At 77.1% G+C, this 19,188-nt stretch carries 16 protein-coding genes; 9 read left to right on the forward strand and 7 right to left on the reverse strand.

Going from position 1 to position 19,188, the window contains the following annotated elements:
• On the forward strand, positions 1 to 1,407 hold a 1,407-nt coding region (locus tag LFA75_RS08035), incomplete at its 5' end, for a hypothetical protein (RefSeq protein WP_225233121.1).
• Between the two features lie 51 nt (positions 1,408 to 1,458).
• Here LFA75_RS08035 and pcaC read toward each other — a convergent pair.
• From pcaC to pcaH, 5 genes are all read right to left on the reverse strand, one after another.
• On the reverse strand, positions 1,459 to 1,875 hold the full coding sequence (pcaC, locus tag LFA75_RS08040) for a 4-carboxymuconolactone decarboxylase (protein WP_225233122.1): 417 nt from the start codon (positions 1,873 to 1,875) through the stop codon (positions 1,459 to 1,461).
• Positions 1,872 to 2,645: a 3-oxoadipate enol-lactonase gene (gene pcaD, locus LFA75_RS08045; protein ID WP_225233123.1), complete on the reverse strand. Its 774-nt coding sequence runs from the start codon at positions 2,643 to 2,645 to the stop codon at positions 1,872 to 1,874. Before pcaD ends, pcaC begins: the two co-directional genes overlap by 4 nt.
• 9 nt (positions 2,646 to 2,654) lie before the next feature.
• Positions 2,655 to 3,974 carry a lyase family protein gene (locus LFA75_RS08050; RefSeq protein WP_225233124.1) on the reverse strand — a complete coding sequence of 440 codons (1,320 nt, stop codon included), beginning with the start codon at positions 3,972 to 3,974 and terminating at the stop codon, positions 2,655 to 2,657.
• Between the two features lie 10 nt (positions 3,975 to 3,984).
• Complete coding sequence (gene pcaG, locus LFA75_RS08055; RefSeq protein WP_225233125.1) at positions 3,985 to 4,638, reverse strand: protocatechuate 3,4-dioxygenase subunit alpha; 654 nt, start codon at positions 4,636 to 4,638, stop codon at positions 3,985 to 3,987.
• A gap of 73 nt (positions 4,639 to 4,711) precedes the next feature.
• Positions 4,712 to 5,452 carry a protocatechuate 3,4-dioxygenase subunit beta gene (pcaH, locus tag LFA75_RS08060; protein ID WP_225233126.1) on the reverse strand — a complete coding sequence of 247 codons (741 nt, stop codon included), beginning with the start codon at positions 5,450 to 5,452 and terminating at the stop codon, positions 4,712 to 4,714.
• A gap of 69 nt (positions 5,453 to 5,521) precedes the next feature.
• On the opposite strand from pcaH, the gene LFA75_RS08065 reads away from it, so the two are divergent.
• A complete protein-coding gene (locus tag LFA75_RS08065) occupies positions 5,522 to 6,310 on the forward strand; it encodes an IclR family transcriptional regulator (RefSeq protein WP_225233127.1) in 789 nt (262 codons plus the stop codon).
• A gap of 62 nt (positions 6,311 to 6,372) precedes the next feature.
• On the forward strand, positions 6,373 to 7,545 hold the full coding sequence (locus tag LFA75_RS08070; protein ID WP_225233128.1) for a 4-hydroxybenzoate 3-monooxygenase: 1,173 nt from the start codon (positions 6,373 to 6,375) through the stop codon (positions 7,543 to 7,545).
• A 3-nt stretch (positions 7,546 to 7,548) separates the two neighbouring features.
• Here LFA75_RS08070 and LFA75_RS08075 read toward each other — a convergent pair whose 3' ends face one another.
• Positions 7,549 to 8,604 carry an ABC-2 transporter permease gene (locus tag LFA75_RS08075; RefSeq protein WP_225233129.1) on the reverse strand — a complete coding sequence of 352 codons (1,056 nt, stop codon included), beginning with the start codon at positions 8,602 to 8,604 and terminating at the stop codon, positions 7,549 to 7,551.
• A 78-nt stretch (positions 8,605 to 8,682) separates the two neighbouring features.
• On the opposite strand from LFA75_RS08075, the gene LFA75_RS08080 reads away from it, so the two are divergent.
• On the forward strand, positions 8,683 to 9,276 hold the full coding sequence (locus LFA75_RS08080) for a TetR/AcrR family transcriptional regulator (protein ID WP_225233130.1): 594 nt from the start codon (positions 8,683 to 8,685) through the stop codon (positions 9,274 to 9,276).
• A 116-nt stretch (positions 9,277 to 9,392) separates the two neighbouring features.
• Positions 9,393 to 9,605 carry a hypothetical protein gene (locus LFA75_RS08085; RefSeq protein ID WP_225233131.1) on the forward strand — a complete coding sequence of 71 codons (213 nt, stop codon included), beginning with the start codon at positions 9,393 to 9,395 and terminating at the stop codon, positions 9,603 to 9,605.
• A 31-nt stretch (positions 9,606 to 9,636) separates the two neighbouring features.
• On the opposite strand, the gene LFA75_RS08090 is transcribed toward LFA75_RS08085, so the two are convergent.
• A complete protein-coding gene (locus tag LFA75_RS08090; RefSeq protein WP_225233132.1) occupies positions 9,637 to 10,713 on the reverse strand; it encodes a hypothetical protein in 1,077 nt (358 codons plus the stop codon).
• Positions 10,714 to 10,771: 58 nt separating this feature from the next.
• On the opposite strand from LFA75_RS08090, the gene LFA75_RS08095 reads away from it, so the two are divergent.
• From LFA75_RS08095 to LFA75_RS08110, 4 genes are read left to right on the forward strand one after another with little or no spacing between them, the layout of a single operon-like run.
• A complete protein-coding gene (locus LFA75_RS08095) occupies positions 10,772 to 11,413 on the forward strand; it encodes a hypothetical protein (protein WP_225233133.1) in 642 nt (213 codons plus the stop codon).
• The gene (locus tag LFA75_RS08100; protein WP_225233134.1) at positions 11,410 to 11,985 is read left to right on the forward strand and encodes a hypothetical protein; all 576 of its coding nucleotides are present in this window, start codon (positions 11,410 to 11,412) and stop codon (positions 11,983 to 11,985) included. The genes LFA75_RS08095 and LFA75_RS08100 overlap by 4 nt, the downstream gene beginning before the upstream one ends.
• Complete coding sequence (locus LFA75_RS08105; protein ID WP_225233135.1) at positions 11,982 to 12,635, forward strand: hypothetical protein; 654 nt, start codon at positions 11,982 to 11,984, stop codon at positions 12,633 to 12,635. The genes LFA75_RS08100 and LFA75_RS08105 overlap by 4 nt, the downstream gene beginning before the upstream one ends.
• Positions 12,632 to 13,267: a hypothetical protein gene (locus LFA75_RS08110; RefSeq protein ID WP_225233136.1), complete on the forward strand. Its 636-nt coding sequence runs from the start codon at positions 12,632 to 12,634 to the stop codon at positions 13,265 to 13,267. Before LFA75_RS08105 ends, LFA75_RS08110 begins: the two co-directional genes overlap by 4 nt.
• Positions 13,268 to 19,188 lie beyond the last annotated feature (5,921 nt).

A 19,188-nucleotide genomic window follows, 5' to 3' on the forward strand; every position in this document is an offset into this window, starting at 1 on the left:
GGTGCGTGGAACCCCGCCGGTGGTCCCCCGCCGTGGGCCGTGCAGCCCTCCAAGCGCAGCCGGAAGAAGCCGCTGCTGATCGGCGGCGCGGTGCTCGTGGTCCTCCTGCTGGTCGCCGGCGGGCTGTTCTTCTTCCTGCGCGGCGACGACTTCAGCTACGCCGGGCGCACCGTGGTCGAGCCCCAGCAGGTGATCGACGACGCCGAGGCGAAGCTCGACTCCTACGCCGAGGGCCGGGGCGGGGTGACCAGCGACGACAGCGGCTGCTGGTTCCGCTACCTGGACGCCGACACCTCCGACGTGCAGGACGACCTGGTGTGCGGCCCGGTCCTGTTCGTCGACGGCGACCCCACCGCCACCTACCTCCTCTTCGCGCTCACGCCGTCGGCCGGCGACGGCGACGTCACCTTCGAGGTGGCCGCCGAGCCCACCGACCCGCAGCCGCAGGAGCTCACCGACCGCGAGCTGCTGGCCAGCCCCGACGGGGACACCCCGCCCGACGGCGCCGGTGACCTCGAGGTGCCCCAGCCCCCGCCGGCCGAGGCCGGCTACACCGCCGAGGGCCCATTCGACGACGTGGAGCTGACCGCGCCCGAGGGTCCGGCCACCCTGTCCGGCGCCTCGGCGCGGGTGACGATCACCGGGTTGGCGCAGGCCGACCGGGTCGGCACCGGAGACGACGCCCGCTCCCCCGCCGACGGCGAGGTGTTCCGGGTCGTCGAGTACGTCGTGGACCGCGGCGAGGGGTACGCCAGCGACGCCCCGACCCTGTCCTACGTCGTCGACGGCGGCGAGACCGTCCCGGTCGACTCCTCGGTGGTCACCCCCGGGGCGACGGTCGAGGCCCTGGTGTCCGCCCCCGAGGACGCCGACGTCCAGCTGGTGGTCGTGGACGGTGTGGACACCCAGAGCCTGTCGATGGTCGACGGCTCCCCCGGCCCGGACAACCTGCAGGTGACCACCCGGGTCAACCGGACCGCCGACGCCATCCCGGCACAGCAGATCCCGGGCGTGATCAGCGCACCTGGCCGGGTGACCACGCCGTTCACCTTCACGGTGACCATCCAGAGCGCGACCCTGAGCTGGTTCGCCGGCACCAACGTGACCGCCCGCCCCTCGGGGCCGGACCGCGCCTGGCTGGTGATCGACACCGACCTGGTGGCCGACACCTTCAGCGCCGGGGAGGGTCCCTCGCAGTACTTCACCCTCACGCTGCCCGACGGCACCGTGGTGGCGGCCCAGGACATCGTCGACGACCCCGCCCTGGTGGGCACCGCGTTCGACGTCCCCGCCGACTTCACCGCCGGCACGATCACCTTCGGCGGGGTCTTCACCTACCCCGACACGGCGACCGTGGACTTCCAGCCCGGCACCCTGTCGTTCCCGGTCACCGTCGCGGCCGGCTGACCCGGCGTCGCACGGTGACCGGCCGGGCCGGTCACCGTGCGGCTGCGGGGCTCAGCCCCGCAGCTCGGCCAGGATCGGCTTGGCGACGGCGAGGGCGTGGTTGGCGGCGGGCACCCCGGCGTAGACGGCCGTGTGCAGGCAGACCTCGGCGATCTCCTCGTCGGTGAGCCCGTTGTGCACCGCGGCCTTCACGTGCAGCGCGAACTCGTCCCAGTGCCGCAGCGACGCGGTGATCGCGAGGGTCAGCATCGAGCGGGTGCGCCGGTCCAGGCCGGGCCGCTGCCAGAGGTCGCCCCAGGCGACCCGGGTGATGAAGTCCTGGAAGTCGGCGGTCAGCGGGGTCACCGCGGCCACCGCGCGGTCGACGTGCGCGTCGCCCAGCACCTCCCGCCGGGTGCGCATCCCGGCCGCGCGGCGCTCGTCGTCGGTCGTCGGGCCGGTGGTCGGGGTGCCGGCCGGGTCGGTCATGCCGCACCGCCCAGGTGGGCCAGCAGCGCGTCGGTGACGTGCTGGGGCTGCTCGATGTTCGCGATGTGCGCGGCCGGCGCGACGGTCAGCAGGGCCGCGCCGCGGATCCCGGCGGCGATGGCCTGCTGGTGCTCCGGCGGCAGCGCCGGGTCGTCGGCCCCGCTGATCACCAGGGTGGGCGCGGTGATCGCGTCGAGCTGGTCGCGCAGGTCCAGCGCACCCACGGCGGCGCAGCAGCTGGCGTAGCCCTCGTCGTCGCTCGCGGTGATGGTCTCCCGCATCCGGGCGACGAGCTCGGGGTTCGCCTCGGCGAAGGCCGGGGTGAACCAGCGGCCCACCACCGCCTCGGCCAGCGCGCCGGTGCCCTGGGTGCGGGCGGTCGCGGCGCGGTCGCGCCAGGCGTCGGGGTTGCCCGGGTACGCCGAGCTGCACAGCACCACCAGGCGGTCCACCCGCTCGGGGTTGCGGGCGGCCAGCCGCAGGCCGGTCATGCCGCCGATGGACAGCCCGACGACGTGCGCCTGGGGGATCCGCAGCCGGTCCAGCAGCGCCAGCACGTCGTCGGCCAGGTCGTCGACGGTGGAGTCACCCTCCGGCGACGGCGACCGGCCGTGCCCTCGGGTGTCGTAGCGGACCACCCGGAAGCGCTCGGCGAGGGCGGCGACCTGCGGCTCCCACATCTCCAGGGTCGCGCCCAGGGAGTTGGACAGCAGCACGACGGGGGCGCCCTCGGGGCCCTCCACCACGGCGTGGACGTCGATCGGGGGCACGGGCTCTCCTCAGCTGCGGGTGATGGTGTGCTCGGCGAGGGCGGCGTCCACCTGGGCGCCGGCCTCCCCGACGTCCGGGGTGGTCGCGGCGACCAGGGCGGCGACGTCGACGTCGGTGCGCTCGGCGACGACGTCGGCCAGCGACCGACCCTCCCGGGCAGCCTGCCGCACGGCCTCCGCGGCCGCGTCGTGGGCGGGGCCGCGACCCAGCGACCCGGTGAGCGCGTCGGCCAGCGCACCGGCCAGCTGCGCGCCGCCCGCGGCCTCGACGACGGCGGCCATGCGCGCAGTGTCCAGCCGCAGGCCGCCCAGGCAGTCGGCCAGCCAGGCGGCCGCCGAGCCCACGGTGGACAGCAGCTCCGACAGCGTGGGCCACTCGCTGTGCCAGGCCCCGGCCGACCGCTCGTGCTCCTGCTCCATCGCGCCGAGCAGCGTGCCGACCAGGCCGGGGGCCCGCCGGGCGCACGCCCGCGCGGAGACGGCGGCCACCGGGTTGCGCTTGTGCGGCATCGCCGACGACCCGCCGCGCCCCTCCCCGGACTCCGCGGCCTCGGCCACCTCCGTCTGGGCCAGCAGGACGACGTCCAGCGCGACGGTGGCCACCACGCCGGCGGCGGTCCCCAGCGCGCCGGCGAGGTCGGCGACCGGCAGCCGGACGGTGAACCACGGGACGGCGGTCGTGGTCAGCCCCAGCTCGTCGGCCAGCGCGGCCCGCACGTCGAGGCCGGAGCCCGAGCTGGCGGCCAGCGTGCCGACCGCCCCGCCGTACTGCACGGGCAACGAGGCGTCCACGGCGGCCAGCCGGGCGCGGGCGCCGACCAGGCCGGTCAGCCACGCGGCGGCCTTGAGCCCGGCGGTGGTGGGCAGCGCCTGCTGCAGCAGCGTCCTGCCGATGGTCACGTCGTCCCGGTGGTCGGCGGCCAACCGGGCCGCGGCCTGCGCGGCGGCGGCCAGGTCGGCGTCGATCGCGGCGATCGCCCGCCGGGCCACCAGCACCATCGCGGTGTCCACGACGTCCTGGCTGGTGGCGCCCACGTGCACGGCACCCGCGGCGTGCGGGCCGACCGCCTCGCCGAGGACCCGGACCAGCGGGGGCACCGGGTTGCCGGCGTCGGCCGCCCGGGCGATGACCGTGGCGATGTCGAGCGCGCCGGGCTGCGCGGCGACCCGGGTGACCTCGGCGGCGGCGGTCTCGGCGACCAGCCCGCAGCGGGCGGCCGCGCGGGCCAGTGCCGCCTCGACGTCGAGCATCGCCTGCAGCCAGGCGTCCCCGGTGACCGCAGCGGCAGCACCCCCGCGCGCGAACGTGCCGTCCCACAGTCCGGTCATGCCGTCATCCTCACACCGCGAAGAAGACGGTCTCGCTGTCGCCCTGCAGGTGGATGTCCAGCCGGTAGCCGTCGTCGGTGGGCTGCGCGACCAGCGTGGCCCGCTGCTCGGGCGACAGCCCCACCAGCACCGGGTCGGTCCCCAGGTCGTCGTCGGCGAAGTAGACCCGGGTGACCACGCGGTCCAGCAGACCGCGGGCGAAGACCGAGACGTCGACGTGCGGGGCCTGCAGCCCGCCCTCGCCGTCGGGCACCGGGCCCGGCTTGAGCGTGCGGACGGCGTACTCCCCGCCCGGTGTCGCCGACCGGGCGAACCCGCGGAACCCGGGGGTGGACGACGACCCACGCGGGTCGTCGGCGTGGGCGAAGCGGCCGTCGGGGTCGGCCTGCCAGGTCTCCACCATCGCGTCGGGGACCACGTCGCCGTTGCCGTCGAACACCGTGCCGCGCAGCCAGATCTCCCCGGTCGTCCCGGGGGTGACCGCGTCGGCGCCGTCCGGCCAGGTCAGGCCGATGGCCAGGTACGGGCCCACCGTGGCGCTGGGCGTGGTGCGCAGCAGCAGCGGCTCGTCGAGGAAGCCGGACCCGCGGCGGGGGGTGCCCGGGCGCCGGTCGTTGGACTCGTCGGCGTCGCGGACCAGCGGTGAGTCGTGCTCGAACGCCATCAGGGAAGTCCTCTCGTCGTCACCGCTGCGGCGACGCCTGCACCGGGCCTGCGTCCGCGTCCAGCCGAGTCGCTCACGCGACGTACCCGTCGTCGTCGGTCTCGAAGGGTGTCTGCTCGGTGCCGCGCAGCACGATGTCCCACCGGTAGGCCAGCGCCCAGTCCGGCTGGGTGCGGGACAGGTCGAAGGTGGCGATCGCCCGGTCGCGGGCGGTCGGCGGGATGGCGTTGAAGATCGGGTCCTGGCCGAACAGGGGGTCGCCCGGGAAGTACATCTGGGTGACCAGCCGCTGGGTGAAGGCCCGGCCGAACAGCGAGAAGTGGATGTGCGCCGGCCGCCAGGCGTTGTGGTGGTTGCCCCACGGGTAGGCGCCGGGCTGGATGGTCGTGAACTCGTAGCGGCCCAGGGCGTCGGTGACCACCCGGCCCAGGCCGTCGAAGTGCGGGTCCAGCGGGGCGGGCCAGTTGTCCACCACGTGCCGGTAGCGCCCCGCGGCGTTGGCCTGCCAGATCTCCAGCAGGGCGTCGGGCACCGGCCGACCACCGCTGTCGAGCACCCGGCCGAACACGATGATCCGCTGGCCCAGCGCCTCGCCACCGGCCCGCAGCGTCAGGTCGGCGTCCCCGGCGGCCAGCCGGTCCTCGCCGAGCACCGGCCCGGTGATCTCGGTCAGCCGGTGCGGCAGGTCGACGGGGGTGCGCAGCGGCGCCCGCAGCCCGGTCGAGCGGTACGCGGGGTGCGCGACGGGGGTGCGCTGGTCGGCGGCCTCGCGCAGGTACGCGGGGACGACCAGCGGAGATGTGGTCCCGGTCATGCCCGGCAACGTACGACCTGCGCCGGATGTCTGGCACCCTGACCTTCCCGCTCAGTGGAAGAGGTGCGCATGGCCGGTGGCAGCGCCGCAGCAGGCCGGTCGGTGACCTCCCGCGCGCTGCGGGTCCTGGACGCCTTCGACGGCGACCACCCCCGGCTCAGCCTGTCCGAGATCGCCGACCGCAGCGGCACGCCGCTGACCACGGCGCACCGGTTGCTGGGCGAGCTCGCCGCCTGGGGGGCGCTGGTCCGGCGACCGGACGGCCGCTACGAGATCGGCCGCAAGCTCTGGGACCTGGGGCTGCTCGCGCCGGTGCAGGCCGAGCTCCGGCAGGTCGCCAGCCCGTTCCTGCTCGACGTGCACACCGCCACCCGGGACACCGTCCACCTGGCCGTCCGGGACGGGCCGACCGCGCTCTACGTCGACCGGGTGTCGGGCCGGGAGTCCGTCCCGGTGGTCAGCCAGGTGGGCAGCCGGTTGCCGCTGCACGCGGTCGGCGTGGGCAAGGTGCTGCTGGCCGCCGCCCCGGACGAGGTGGTGGAGCAGGTGCTGCGGTCGCTGGACCGGCAGACCCGGCACACCGTCGTCGAGCCCGCCCGGCTCGCCCGCGAGCTGGCCGAGGTCCGGCGCACCGGCTGGGCCCGGACGTCGGAGGAGATGAGCCTGGGCGCGGCGTCGGTCGCGGTCCCGGTCACCGTCGTCCGGGGGTCGGGCGGGCGCGCGGTGGTCGCCGCCGCGCTGGGCATCGTCGTCCCGACGCACCGGGCCGAGCGCGACCTGCCCCGGCTGGTGCCCGTCCTGGAGGTCGCGGCCCGCGGGATCGGCCGGGAGCTGGCCCGCACGGAGGAGTTCCGCTGACGCTTCCGGTCAGCGGGAACGAGGTGTCGCCGTGCCGACGTCACCGTGGTCACACTCCTGCCATGCGTACCCAGGTGGGGATCATCGGCGCCGGGCCGGCCGGACTGCTGCTCTCGCGGATGCTGGCCGTGCAGGGCATCGAGTCCGTGGTGCTGGAGAACCGGTCCCGCGACTACGTCGAGGCGCGGATCCGGGCCGGAATCCTCGAGCAGCACACCGTCGACACCCTGCGCGACGTCGGCATGGGCGCCCGGCTGGACCGCGAGGGCCTGGAGCACGACGGCATCTACCTGCAGTACCCGGGCACCCGGCACAAGCTGGACTTCCCCGAGCTGTGCGGGCGCAACGTGTGGATCTACGGCCAGTCCGAGGTGGTCAAGGACCTCATCGCCGCCCAGCTGGACGACGGCCCGCCGCTGCTGTTCGAGGTCACCGACGTGCAGCCCCGCGACGTGGACACCGACTCCCCCTCCATCGCCTTCACCGACGCCGACGGCGTGGCCCAGGTGCTCGAGTGCGACGTCGTCGCCGGGACCGACGGCTTCCACGGCGTCTCCCGGCCGATCGTCACCGCAGCGACCGACGGGAAGCTGTGGGAGCGCACCTACCCCTTCGCCTGGCTGGGCATCCTGGCCGACGTCGCCCCCAGCACCGACGACCTGATCTACGCCTGGCACCCCGACGGCTTCGCGATGCACTCGATGCGCTCGCCGTCGGTCTCGCGGCTGTACATCCAGGTCGACCCGACCGAGAAGATCGAGGACTGGTCCGACGACCGGATCTGGGAGGCGCTGGCCACCCGGATGGCGCTGCCGGGCTGGGAGCTGCAGACCGGGCCGGTGACCGAGAAGTCGATCCTGCCGATGCGGTCGTTCGTGTCCTCCCCGATGCGGCACGGCCGGCTGTTCCTGGCCGGGGACGCCGCGCACATCGTGCCGCCGACCGGCGCCAAGGGGCTGAACCTCGCCGTCGCCGACGTGACCCTGCTGGCCGCGGCGCTGGTCCGCCTGCTGGCCGAGAAGGAGACCGACCTGGTCGACGCCTACTCGGACAAGGCGCTGGCCCGGGTCTGGCGGTGCACCCACTTCTCGTGGTGGATGACCTCGATGCTGCACACCCACGGCGACGAGTTCGACGCCCAGCTGCAGCTCTCCCAGCTGCAGCGGGTCTGCACGTCGGAGGCGGCCGCCCGCGAGCTCGCCGAGATGTACACCGGGCTGCCCGTCGCCCTCTGAGGCTCACGCCCGGACGTCGACCCGCTCGGGCTCGGCCGCCGTCGCCCGGCCGGAGCCGGCCAGCGTGCCGAGGACGCCGACCACCGCGTAGGCGGCCATCACCCAGCACGCCTGGGCCACCCCGCTGCCGCCGAAGTAGACGATGCCCCGCACCGCGTCGGTGCCGGCGCCCGGCGGCAGCCACGGGCCGATCGCGGCCCAGAACGGGGGCAGCAGCGGCGCCGGGTAGGCCCCGCCGGCGCTGGGGTTGCCCAGGATCACGAACAGCACGATGGCCAGCCCGATGCCGACCAGACCGGTCCACACCTGCAGGGCCATGGTGAGCGCGCCGACGCCGAAGACGAGCAGCGCGCCGAACAGGGTGAGCGCCAGGGTGTGCCCGCCGTCCAGCGCGCCGAGCACCGGGCCGGCGATCAGCGCCCCGCCCAGGCCGCTGACCAGCGAGTAGACCGCCAGCGCGGCGAGCCGGGTGGCACCGCGCCCCCGGGTCAGCGGCCGGGAGCCGGCGCTGATCCCGATGATCGAGGCGACGAGGTAGCCGCCGACCACCCAGCCCACCGCGAGGTAGAACGCCGACAGGCCGCGGGCGTCGCCGTCCCCGGCCGGGATCGCGTCGGTGGTGGTGAGCGTGCGGGACTGCGCGCCCTCGACCTGGGTCAGCACCTGCTCCAGCGCGCTGCTCACCGCCCCGCCCTCCGCGCCGGCGACCAGCAGGGTGTCGGCGGTGCCGGTCCCCGGGAGGAACACGCCGTCGACGTCGCGGTCGGCCAGGGCCTGCCGGGCGGCGTCCTCGGTGTCGTAGGCGGTGGCGGCCACCGGGCTGCCGGTCAGCCCGTCGAGCTGGTCGACCAGGGAGTCCGCGGTGCCGGCCGGCGCCCCGGCGGGCGCGACCACGGCCAGCGGCACGTCGCGCGGGACCGGGGAGTGGAAGGCGCCGACGTAGCTGAGCACGAAGCCCAGCTGCAGCAGCAGGACGCCGACCACCAGGACGGCGGCCCGCCGGGTGACCCCGGGCAGAAGTTCGCGGCGGGGCGCCTCGTGGTGTCCGTGCTGGCTCATCGTCTCTCCCTCGATACCGGTGCGTATCCGATACGCACGAGTATGCTCTCCGCCGTGGACGACGCAAGACCAGACGACGTGACGGTGCGCACCCGGCCGCGCCGCGACGAGGTGCGTGCCCGGGTGCTCGCGGCGGCACGCACCGTCTTCGCCGAGCGCGGCTTCGCCGGCGCCAGCACCGACCAGGTGGCCGCGGCCGCGGGCTTCACCAAGGGCGCCGTCTACTCGAACTTCGGCAGCAAGGACGACCTGTTCCTCGCGCTGATGGACGCTGAGGTCACCGCCCGGGTCGTCGCCGTGGAGCACGCGCTGGCCGGCACCGCCGACCTGGCCGGGGCGCTGGCCGCGGTGGGCGGTGAGCTGTCCCGCCGCGACCCCGGCTGGCAGCTGCTCTACCTGGAGTTCTGGCAGCGGGCCGTGCGCGACGTCGACGCCCGGGCCGCCTTCGTCGCCTCCCGGCGGGACCTGCGGTCGCGGGTGGCCGGGGTGGTCGAGCAGTTCCTCGCCGACCACCCGGTGCGCACCGGGTGGGACGCCGAGGGCCTCACCCTGGTGCTGATCGCGCTGACCAACGGACTGGCCCTGGAGGCCCTGCCCGACCCGGACGCGGTGCCCGCCGACGTGCTGCCGCGGGTGCTCGCCGACCTGCTCGACGGCGACCCCGGCCGGTGAGCAGGAGGCGGCTGGGACGGGTGGGACCAGGATTGGCACACTCTCCGCAGCCGTCCGGTGATGTTCGGTGACATCTGTCGGGGCGACGGACCGGTCGGTCACCTAGCGTCGACACCATGATGTCGACGCTCCTGATCATCGGTGGTGTGCTCCTGGCACTCGTCGGGCTGCTCGCGCTGATCGTCAAGCTGAGCGCCCGTCCCGCCGACCGCCGTGGCTCCACGACGGCGTCGCGCACCCCCTCCTGGGTGGTCGACACCGGGCAGAAGCACCCCGGCGCCTGGGAGCCGCTGTCCAACACCAGCACCCAGATCCGCGCCACCCGCTGAGCCCGGCGCGCGGGACCGGGTCGCGGGAGGGTCAGCCGGCGCCCCGCCGCGCCAGCTCGTGCCGGGCGGCATCGCGGCGCGCCCGGGCCACCTGCAGGCCCTGCTCGATGGCCGACCGGTCCCAGCTCTCGGGCAGCGGGCTCATCGCCCGGCCGTGCCGGCGCAGCACCGGCACCCGCGGGCGGCCGGCCGGGACCAGCTCGAGCAGCCGCTCGGCGGCGAGCACCCCGGCGTCCGCCGCGAACGCGTGCCGCGCCAGCTCCGGACCGTCGAGGCCGGCCGGGTCCGCGGCGGTGGCGTCGGCAGCGGCCCAGGTCAGGAACAGCCAGTCGGCCCCGCCGAGGCCGGTCCCCCCGCCCGCCGGGGCCAGGCGCGCCAGGGTCGGCACGGGCTGCCCGCACGTCGGGCACCGCCACGACAGCTGCCACCCCTCCCCGCTCGCGTCGGCGACCGGCTGCAGCACGTGCCGGACCAGCGGGGGCGTGGTCGGGCACCGGAGCACCTGCCCGCCCGGGTGCTGGCGCGCGGCGCACAGCAGCTGGGCCTCGAGCTCGTCGGCCACCGCGGTGCCGTGCCGCAGGGCCACCCGCTGCGGCCACGCCCGGGCGGCGGGCAGCCGCAGCAGCACCCACGGCAGCCAGAGGTAGGCCACCACGACGTAGGGCAGGACCGCCGTCCACGGCGCCGGCCGGTCGTCACCCAGCAGCATCGCCACGAGCGCGGCGGTGTAGACCAGCAGCCCGACCACGCCGAGCCGGGCCAGGAAGAAGCCGTCGGCGTAGCTGCCGGTGTGCACGACCCGCTTGAGGCCGCGCCAGGCCAGCGCAGCCAGCAGGACGGGCACCCCGACGACCGGCACGAGCCCGACGACGCGGACGACGCCCCACAGGTCGCTGCCCAGCAGCTGGCCGGCGAGCAGCACGGCGAGGGCGAGCAGCGCCACCGGGGCCACGGCCAGCAGCGCCGCCGCCCCGAGCACCACGGCCGGGGGACGCACCTGCCGGACGCCGGCCAGCACCGCGCCGACCGGCGGCCCGAACCCGCGGGGCGGCCCGGCGCCCTGGACGGCCTTGGCCGACTCCATGAGCGGGGGCAACGGCCGGGACACGGCCCGAGGGTGCCACGCACGGGGACGACGACGGCCCGCCGGCGATAGGGTCGCCGGGATGTCCGCACCCGGTGTCACCCCGCCGCCGTCGTCCGCGGCCGACCTGCTGCTGCCGGTCGGCCACTCCCTGGGACTGGGCGACCAGGGCGCCGTCGAGGTCCGCCTCGGCGCCTCGGTCGAGGAGCTGCCCCTCGAGGAGTTCTCGCTGTGGGCGCTCGCGCACGGCGACCCCGACGGCGGCGACGAGCCGTGGGGCGCCGACCGGGTGCTGGCGGCCGCGGAGCAGGCCGGCCTGGCCGACGCCGGGACGCACCTGGACACCCTGGAGCAGCGCGGCCTGCTGGTGCGGGCCACCCCCGGCGAGGCCTCCGCCCGGGCCCTGGCCGACCGGGTCCGGCTGCTGCCGCTGGCGCTGGGCCTGGGCAACACCCGGGTGCAGCCGCAGGTCTACCGCCTGGGCCGGTCCGGGGAGGTGCTGGCGGTGGGCAGCTCCACCACCTACGACCTGGTCACCTGGGCGCACATGGAGACCAGCCTGTGGCGGGCCTGCGTCGCCTCCGGGGCGGTCGCGGCCCGGGCCGGGGCCACCGACCCCGGGCTCGTCGACCCGGACGAGCTGCTCACCGGCCTGCTCTCGACGCTGCACCCGCTGCTCAGCACCGGCACGGTGTGCCTGGACACCTGGGGGGTGGCGGCGTGACCCTGCTGCTGCGGGTCGGCCACGCCCTCGGCCCGTTCCACCCCGCACCCGGTGAGTCCGCCCGGCACCACGTCGTCCGCATCGGCTGGGAGACCCCGAAGCTGGTCGGCGAGGCCGAGCGGACGGCGTGGGAGCACGCCCTGGGGCACCCCGACCCCGGCACCGACCCCGCGGTGGTCGACGCCCTCGTCGCCCGCGGGCTGGTCGCCCGGGTGGACGACACCCGCGAGGCCCGGATCGCCTTCGCCCGCGCCCACCGGGTGCAGCCGCTGGGGATGGGCACGCTGGCCACCGAGGACGGCGGCCGGGTGCTCGGCACCTGGTCGCGCCCGTCGGCGACCACCGACCCCGAGGCCTTCGACATCTGGGCGTGGGCCCACCTGTTCCCCACCCTGGAGGCCGCGGCCGCCGGGCTGGCCGGGGCGTCGTCCGTCGCCGACACCGGTGGTCCCCAGCCGCCGACCGGGGACGCCGTGCTGGACCGGCTGCTGGACCGCCTGCCCGAGCTGCTGGCCGCCGAGCTGGTGTACCTCGACGTCCCCCGCGACGCCGTCGCCGAGCCGCGCCCGTGACCGCGACGCTGGTGCTCCCGCTCGGCCGGCAGCTCACCGTGCTCGACCTGTCCCCCACCGGCCACCCCGACCCGCGGTCCGCGCACGGGTACGTGCAGCTCGCCGGCCGCACGGTCGGCCTGTCCGGCGCCGCCCTCCACCTCTGGTCGGCCTGCCACGGCCGCAGCGACCGCCCGGGGCCGCAGGGACGGGACGACGCCGCGGCCCTCGCCGGCCAGTGGGGCCTGGACCCGGCGGACGTCGCCGACGGCTGGGCGGAGCTGGCCGCCGCGGGCGCCGTCGTGGACCTGGTGGACGACGCCGACGGCCGCCGCGCGTGGGCCCGGGCGCACACGATGCACCCGCTGGTGCCCGGTCTCGGCGAGGTGCCCGGGGAGTCCGGTCTGCACCAGCTCGGCCTGCCCGGCGAGCCGGAGCTGCCCCGGGTCCAGCTGGCCCGCGTGCTGCGCGACGTGTGCGCGTGGGGACCGCTGTTCGCCGACGTCTGGGCCGACGTCGACTGGCACGCCGCCGGGTACCGGGACGCCGGCGCCGCGGAGCCCCGCACGACCGATCCCGACCTGCTGCTCGCCGACCTGGTGGCCTCCCTGCCGGCGCTGCTGCTCGCCCGGGCCGCCCACCTCGACCCGGCCGTCGGGGGTGCGGCGTGAGCGCCGCCCCGCTGGTGCTGCCGGTGGGCTTCCGCCTGGGTGCCGAGACCCTGCCGCGACCGGTCCCCGGCTCGGTGCGGTTGGGCTGGCGGCGCCTGGGCCTGGACGCCGACGAGGCCCGGGTCTGGGACCTCGCGCACGGCGCGGTGGAGGACACCGACCACGGCCGGGACCTGCTGGTGGAGCGGGCAGCCGGCCTGGGGGTGGCCTCCCCGGCCGATGTCGTGGCCGGGTTGCTGGCGCGCTCGCTGCTGGTCGAGCTGCCCACGGGCGGACCCGACCTCGCCGCGGCCGCCGGGCGGCTGCGGGCCCGCCCGCTGCTGCTCGGGCTCGGCTCCGGCCGTGACGGCACCACCGGCCTGCTCGGCCTGCCCGGGTGGCCGGTGCTCGAGCTGCCCCGGTCCAGCGTGCGACGGTGGGAGGACACCGCCGCCTCGCCGGACCTGGTGGCCGCCGCCGAGCTCGCCGTGCTGCGGGAGTGGGACCGCGTCCACCCCGACGCCGACGCCGAATCCGCCCCGGTGCCGACCGCCGACGAGGTCGCCGGTGCGCTGGCCGACGTCGTCGCCGACCTGCCGGCCCTGCTCGCCCGCAGCTGCGGGTACCTCGACCTGGCCGACCCCGCGGCCTGACCCAGCGGCCCGGGGCGCTGCCCGTCAGCTCCCGGTGGGCACCCGGCGCAGTCGGCCCAGCAGGTCGGCCACCGGCCGCAGCCGGAGCGCGGCGGTGGCCGCGTCGGCCTCGGACTGATCCAGCTGCCGCGGGCCCCGGCCGGTGAGCAGCGCCGGGACGCCCACCAGGGAGACCGGCAGCTCGCTGAGCAATGACCGGGTCCCGGCGCGCTCCCCGACCACGACGGCGCCGGCCAGCCGGGCGGCCGGCGGGCGCAGGGCGGCCAGCGCCAGTCCGGCCGCTGCCAGCACGGCCGCGGGCACGCCCCACCAGAACGAGGCACCGGGGACGTCGGACAGCACGAGCACCGGGCGGTGCCCCGGCCCCGGGTCGACCCACCGGACCAGCAGGTCCGCCTGCGACCCGCCCGGCGCCACCACCGTCACGACCGCGGCGGTGGTGCGCCCCACGCCCCCGGGCCAGTCGTCGACGTCGACGACCGGCTGCTCCGCGCCGGCCACCGGCGGCGGCGCGGCGTCCGGGGCGGACCCGTACGGGGTGGGCCTGTCCCTTATACACATTTCCGAGCCCACGCGACCAGACGAGACCAGACATGCCGGCCTCTGCCTGAAAATGAAAAACCCACGAGACGCTACGCTATCTCGTATGCCGTCTTCTGCTTGAAAAAACAACCTCCNGGGGGTCGGGGTGCCGGGGGTCGGGATGCCCGGCGTCGGGGTGCCCGGCGTCGGGGTGCCCGGCGTCGGGGTGCCCGGCGTCGGGGACATGTCGCGCGGGCCCGCGGTCGGGGGCTGCTCGGCCGGAGTCGTCGTCGTCGGGGCCTGCGTGGTCGGGGACTGCGCAGGGGTCGCGCAGGTGCACGGGGCTCCGGGCGGGCAGTCGCAGGCCTCCTCGGGCCACCACCCGGTGGCGTTGGCGACGGTGCGCACCCACCGCCACAGCTGCGCGTCCTGGCCGGTGGAGACGACCACCCCCACGAACGCGCCGCTGACGGCGGCCAGGGCGGCCGGGACCGCGGTCCGGCGCCGGGCGGCATCGGGCCCGGCGTCGAGCAGGCCCAGTCGGCGGGCCTCCTCGAGCACCTCGGCCACCCGGACGCCGCGCGCGTCCGGCGGGGTGGTGCGCAGCTGCTCGGCCTCGCGGGCCAGCACCGCGAGATCGCGCGCGGCACCGTCGTCCACCGGCGGGGTGCCGTCCGAGGGTGCGGGCCCGTGCGTCAGCCGGCCGAGCGCGGACTCCACGGTGGCCACGAACGCCGCCGCCCGGTCCAGCACGAGCTGCAGCAACCGCGGGCGGCGCGACCGCGTGACCGCGTCGTCCAGCTGGTCCCGGGCCGCGGCCAGGTCGGCCCGGGCCTCGGCGCGCCGGGCACGGGTCAGCGCCTCCGCCTCGTCCACGGCAGCCTGCCGGGCGGCCCGCTCGAGCTGCGACCAGCGGGCCCGCCGCGCCTCGGCGGCCTTGGCCCGGGCGGCCTCGCGGTCGAAGCCGGACCTCCCCGCCAGCGCGTCGCCCCCGGCCGCGACCACGGAAGCCAGTCCCGCCGCGGCGGCGCCGACGGTGGCCGCGAGGGCCGGCACCGCCGACGCCCCCAGCGCGCTCCACGTCTGCGGCTGCACGAGGGTCAGCGGGCTCAGGTCGGTGGCCGTGACGAACACCGTGACCGCACCGCCGACCACGACGGCGGCCGGCCCGAGGGCCCGCGCGACGGCCACGGGGTAGCGGGGTCGGCCAGCGGCCGGCTGCGCCGGCGGCGGCGGCGCGTCGTCCCGCTCCTCGACCTCGACGGCGGCGCTGGGCGTCGGCGGCGCCGTCGGGACGACGGTGCGCGGGCGTCGGCGGGCAGCGGCGCGGTCCCGGTCCAGCCGGTCCAGCCGGTCGTGCCGGTCGCGGTTCTCGGCCTGCTGCGCGGCCAGCTCCGCGGTGGCCGCCGCCCGGGCCGCGGCGCGCTGGGCGTCACCGGCGTCGAGCGCGTCGGCGGCGTCCGGGGACCACAGGCTGCCGGGGCGCTTGCCGCGCTCCTTGCCGAGGGCGGTGGCCCGCTCCGCCACCGCCGCCGACACCGCCAGGGCCACCGGGCCGAGCGCTAGGCCGACCGCCGGTGCGACCCCGAGGGCCGCGGCGCCCAGGACCGCCCCGGTCACCGAGGGCAGCACCGACGAGGCCAGTCCCTTCGCCACCGCCCAGCCGGGGGCGGGGACGGCGCTGGGCAACTCGTCGATGCCCGCCAGCCGCAGCTGCAGGGCCGGGTCCAGCGCCGCCCGGCGGTGCGGCCAGCCGAGCTCGTCGGGGTCGGTGATGAGGCCGAGGTCCAGCGGCGCGTCGAGCCCGAGCCCGGCCGCTGCCTGCCGCGCCCGGGCCACAGCGGCGGTGCGGCTGCGGCCGCGGGCCGCGTCGACGGCGTCCAGGGCGCTGGTCAGGTCGGCCAGCCGCGCCCGGTCGGCGTCGGACAGCGACGTCGGGTCGACCGGACCGGTGCGCGGGCCGGGCACCAGCTGGTCGCCGGTCGGTCCGCCGTCCGGCTCGGTGGTGGCCGGCGCGACGTCCGCGGCGGGGTCCGGTGTCGCCACCGGCCGGCCGGCCGCGGCGTCGGCGAGCAGCGCGTCGAGCCGGCGGGCCACCCGCTCCGCCTGCTGCGAGGCCGCCTCGGTGCGGGCGTCCAGAGCTCGGCCGGCTGCCGACCGGGCCGCGTGCTCCGCGGCGGCGCGGACGGCGCGACGGGCCTCCTCGACGGCGGTGCGCCGGCCCTCCAGCACCGCCTTGTACCGGGCCTGGGCGTGCTCGACGACCGTGGTGAGCCCGACCGAGGCGAGCGCGGCGACGAGGCCGCCGACCGCCGCGACCGGCAGGGCGAGGCCCAGCGACGTCGCCACGACGAGCCCGACGCCGGCGACCGTCGCGGCGGCCAGGGGACCGGCCGCCGCCTTGGCCGCCCAGGCCCGGCGCGCGGGGGTCGCGTCCGGACCGACCTGCGGGGGGACGGCGAGCTGGTCGGCCCGCGCCTCGCCGGACGTCGTCCGGTCCCGCCGCCCGGGGGTCGCCGCGGGGGTCACGCCGGCCAGCCGCTCGGCGAGCAGGGCGCGTGCGCCGGGTCGGCCCGTCGCCGCCGGGCGGCCGGCGACCGCGGCCAGGTCGTCGAGGGCACGCAGCGACGCGGCGGTGTCGGCGACGTCCCCGGACATCCGGCGGACGGCGTCGGCGACGGCCAGGTCGTGCACGGCCAGGGCGTCGGGGGGCAGGCCGCGGCGGACGTCGGCGGCGGCCCGGAGCAGCTCGGTCAGCCGGGCGTGCACCCGGTCGGCACGCAGCGCCGCGACCTGGCCGACCAGCGCGGCGCCCCCGGTGATGCCGGCGGTGACCACCCGCCCGAGGTCGCCGGTGGCCAGGCCCACCGCGGTGGCCGTCCCGGCGGCGGCGGCGGCGGCCACCACCCCGCCGAGCAGGACCTTGCCCACGGCCCGGCCCGTCGTCGGCAGCCCGCTGGGCAGCACGGCGGGGTCGCCCACGAGGCCGAGGAGGGCGACCGCGGCACGGGCCTGCGGCGGCAGGGCGGCCACGGTGGCCGCGAAGGCCGGGGAGCCGCCGGTGCGGGTGCCGTCCGGGCCGTACCGACCCTCGTCCAGGCCCAGGGCTGGCAGCAGCTCGGCCGCCACCGCGGCCACCTCGCGGCGCACCGCGGCGCGCGGCGAGGTGGCCTGCTCGGCCAACCGGACGAGGTCGGCGACGTCGGACTCGCTCAGACCGGCGAGCGCACCTGCTCCAGGTCGGTCACCTCCGACTCGGCCACCTCGATCTCCCACCCCATCTTGTCCGTGCGGGTCAGCCCCAAGCGGGTCGCCGTCGCCGGGTCCCCGTCCCAGGCCAGCAGGAGCCGGCCCGGCGGGTCGCTGCGGGACAGCACCCAGAACGTCTCGCCCCGCCACCTGCACCGGGAGGTCAGCTCGAACGCCGTCGCCTCCGTCGCGGGCACCAGCCGGCGCCAACCCCGCACCCGGCCCGGGGTGAACTCCGGGTCCTCCTGGCTGTCGGCGAACACCACGAACCGGTCCGGGCCGCTCACCGACCCCCGGTAGGTCCGGCCCTGCCATTGCACGTAGGACCCGTCCGGCAAGGTCCGTGCCCGGTCGTCCATGTGTCTCCTCCGTCTGGACCAGCAGTGCGCCGGTCGTGGTCGCCAGCCAGCTCTCGCTGTCGAGGTCGTAGGTGCCCAGGTGGACCTCGCGCCCGTCGGCGACCGCCCACAGCTCGGCGCCGTCGGTCAACCGGACCGCGGTGCCGGTGTGCGCCTCGGGCACCCGGTGGTCGACGCTCCCCGTGAAGCCGGTGCCGGTGAACGGCGCGTCGTCGGACCGGGTGTAGGGCAGGCCCTCGGGCCGGGCGTCGGCCATCGCCGGGCCGAAGGGGACGGCGAGCTCGGCGCCGCGCTGGAAGCGGAGCGCAGCCACCACGGGGACGTCGTCGGTGAACGGCGTCCCCCGGTAGTCCAGGCGCAGCCCCTCCACGATCGCGGCGACGGTGGTGAGGCCGGCGACGTCCTGCAGGCGGGCCGTGAAGCCGAAGGCCGTGGTGTGCGCGAAGCGGGTGCGGCCGTCGGATCCGTCGGACGTCTCGTCGGAGAGGTACCGGACGGCGTCGGACAGCGGCATGACGCGCTGCACCGGCGTGCCCGGCGCCAGCGGCACCGACATCCGGACGTCGTGCAGCTGCTGCCGCTCCTCGGGGGTGAGGTCCTCGGCCCGGGTCCGGCGCAGCTGGTCGAACCGGTCCGTGGTCATCCCGGGGGGCAGGTGCTGGGCCACGACGTCGTGGAAGGCCGGCGGCAGGTCCAGCGTGCCCAGCCCGAACGCCGGCGGGACGACGGGGTCGCCCCCGGGGGTCAGCGAGTCGTCAGCAGGGCCGTCAACGTCGGCTCGTCCGGCAGCGTCTGCCCGAACCGGGCGGCCGCCGTCTCGGCCTCCGCCCGGCCCACCCGGCGGGTCCGCTGCGTCCCCTCGGCCGAGTCGACCACCGCTCTGGCCTGGGCCCGACCGGTCGCCTCCTCCCAGCTCCTCCGCTTGTGGCTGAACATCACCACGCCCGGCACCGGTCCCTCGCTGGCCATCACGTTGACCGGGCTGCCCGTCACCTCGTCCTGCAGGACCTCGTACCGCCACGGGTGCTCCGCCACGATCGCCTCCCATCCCCTCGATCACCCGGGCCAGCCGGTCGGCTGCCCGGGGGTCCACCCCCGCCGCCCCGAGGTCGTCGACCACGCCGACGCCCTCCGGCAGCGCCCCCAGGTACTCCGCCACCATCGAGCGGAACCCGCCGTCGGTCGGCCACACGTCCTCCGGGCGGCTGCTGCGGGGCGGGCCGAACGCGTCGACGCCGTCCGGCAGGACGGTGTCGGCCCCGGAGGCCATGACCGCGGAGACCATGCGGGCCGTGGCGTGCAGCCGGTCGGTGGCCGACACCTGCGGCAACCGGGCGATCTCGTAGTCGCGGTGGGTCGACTCGCCGACCGCGGCGCTCGCGTGGGTGGGGAACTGCAGCTCGACGAGGTGCCCGTCGGGGCTCACCAGCGGGACGTTCAGCCCCAGGAAGCTGTTGCCCGCCAGCCAGTTGTTCTTCGTCTCCACGACCGAGTACCCCCGCGCCGCCAGTGCGTCGAGCACGGTCGTGACGCGGGGGCCGTAGCCCTCGGGCGCGCTCACCACGGAGAACCGCACCAGGTCCTTGGCCCGGTCGAGGAACTGCTCGAGGCCGGTGACCGAGCCGTCGTCCAGGGCTCCGTCGAACTTCCGCGCGACGGACTCCGGGCCCTTCACGCGGTACTGCTCCTTGTGCACCGCCGCGTCGCCGTCGAGGCCGCCGACGACCGCGTGGAGGTCGGTGCTCACCCGGGCGGCCACCTCCTGCGCGCGCTCGAGGCGGGCGTCCAGCA

This window comes from Klenkia terrae (assembly GCF_900491935.1).
GTDB classification, from domain to species: Bacteria; Actinomycetota; Actinomycetes; order Mycobacteriales; family Geodermatophilaceae; genus Klenkia; species Klenkia terrae.